General features: G+C 48.4%; 1 rRNA gene. It reads left to right on the forward strand.

Annotated features, from left to right (window positions below):
• Positions 1-173 precede the first annotated feature (173 nt).
• Positions 174-1,689, forward strand: a 16S ribosomal RNA gene (locus BLV91_RS16695).
• Positions 1,690-1,709 lie beyond the last annotated feature (20 nt).

Here is a 1,709-nt window from a genome sequence, read left to right on the forward strand (position 1 = left end):
AACGAGACGAGAAACAAGGTAAGACACGTTCCTAGACATATTGAATTGACAGCCGTTTTGAAAGAGATTTCAAAACAAAAGAATAAAGAGTAATAGAATCGAGAGATTTGAAAAAACCGATAGATCTTCAGTCAAAAATAAATAGAATCAAAGCAATTTGATTCGCATAATATACGATGAAGAGTTTGATCCTGGCTCAGGATGAACGCTAGCGGCAGGCTTAACACATGCAAGTCGAGGGGTAGGAGAAGCTTGCTTTTCTGAGACCGGCGCACGGGTGCGTAACGCGTATGCAATCTACCTTTCACAAAGGGATAGCCCAGAGAAATTTGGATTAATACCTTATAGTAATACGACTTGGCATCAAGATGTATTTAAAGATTTATCGGTGAAAGATGAGCATGCGTCCCATTAGCTAGTTGGTATGGTAACGGCATACCAAGGCTACGATGGGTAGGGGTCCTGAGAGGGAGATCCCCCACACTGGTACTGAGACACGGACCAGACTCCTACGGGAGGCAGCAGTGAGGAATATTGGACAATGGGCGCAAGCCTGATCCAGCCATGCCGCGTGCAGGATGACGGTCCTATGGATTGTAAACTGCTTTTATACAGGAAGAAACACCTCTACGTGTAGAGACTTGACGGTACTGTAAGAATAAGGATCGGCTAACTCCGTGCCAGCAGCCGCGGTAATACGGAGGATCCAAGCGTTATCCGGAATCATTGGGTTTAAAGGGTCCGTAGGCGGTCAGATAAGTCAGTGGTGAAAGCCCATCGCTCAACGGTGGAACGGCCATTGATACTGTCTGACTTGAATTATTAGGAAGTAACTAGAATATGTAGTGTAGCGGTGAAATGCTTAGAGATTACATGGAATACCAATTGCGAAGGCAGGTTACTACTAATATATTGACGCTGATGGACGAAAGCGTGGGTAGCGAACAGGATTAGATACCCTGGTAGTCCACGCCGTAAACGATGGATACTAGCTGTTGGGAGCAATCTCAGTGGCTAAGCGAAAGTGATAAGTATCCCACCTGGGGAGTACGAACGCAAGTTTGAAACTCAAAGGAATTGACGGGGGCCCGCACAAGCGGTGGAGCATGTGGTTTAATTCGATGATACGCGAGGAACCTTACCAAGGCTTAAATGTAGATTGACCGGTTTGGAAACAGATCTTTCGCAAGACAATTTACAAGGTGCTGCATGGTTGTCGTCAGCTCGTGCCGTGAGGTGTCAGGTTAAGTCCTATAACGAGCGCAACCCCTGTTGTTAGTTGCCAGCGAGTCATGTCGGGAACTCTAACGAGACTGCCAGTGCAAACTGTGAGGAAGGTGGGGATGACGTCAAATCATCACGGCCCTTACGCCTTGGGCTACACACGTGCTACAATGGCCGGTACAGAGAGCAGCCACTGGGTGACCAGGAGCGAATCTATAAAACCGGTCACAGTTCGGATCGGAGTCTGCAACTCGACTCCGTGAAGCTGGAATCGCTAGTAATCGGATATCAGCCATGATCCGGTGAATACGTTCCCGGGCCTTGTACACACCGCCCGTCAAGCCATGGAAGCTGGGGGTGCCTGAAGTCGGTGACCGCAAGGAGCTGCCTAGGGTAAAACTGGTAACTAGGGCTAAGTCGTAACAAGGTAGCCGTACCGGAAGGTGCGGCTGGAACACCTCCTTTCTAGAGCCTTAGTGTTAGCT

The sequence above is a fragment of the Flavobacterium degerlachei genome, from assembly GCF_900106645.1.
Taxonomy (GTDB): domain Bacteria; phylum Bacteroidota; class Bacteroidia; order Flavobacteriales; family Flavobacteriaceae; genus Flavobacterium; species Flavobacterium degerlachei.